This window comes from Pseudomonas sp. PME37.24/025, from assembly GCF_055556615.1.
The window spans coordinates 1-273 of record NZ_JBVHNK010000176.1 but is presented as its reverse complement, the minus strand read 5'-3'; the positions used below and the strand labels follow the sequence as shown (position 1 = coordinate 273).

1 pseudogene is annotated in these 273 nt (G+C 52.0%); it reads right to left on the bottom strand.

The annotated features are described in order from the left end of the window. Nucleotides 1-273: pseudogene (locus ACZ3HH_RS29970) on the bottom strand (PAS domain-containing sensor histidine kinase); the annotation flags it as partial.

Below are 273 nucleotides of genomic sequence, written 5' to 3'. Positions count from 1 at the left end.
ATCTGCATTTGCGCCACGCGACCATCCACCCATTGAATATAGCGCAGGCGGACTTCAAACCAGCGCTCAATGCTGCTTACAAACACTTCCTGAGTGTTGGAACGCACATCAGTGAGCGCCGAAGTGGGTAGTCCTGCCATGCTGTCGATATTGTCCAGTGAATCATTCAGGTAATTGGATTGTGGCGGAGCGCTGCCGGCTAGTTCCGTATGACCACTGGTATCGGTCTTGAACAGGGTCCGGTAATAGCGGTTGGCAAATAATAGTTCGCCA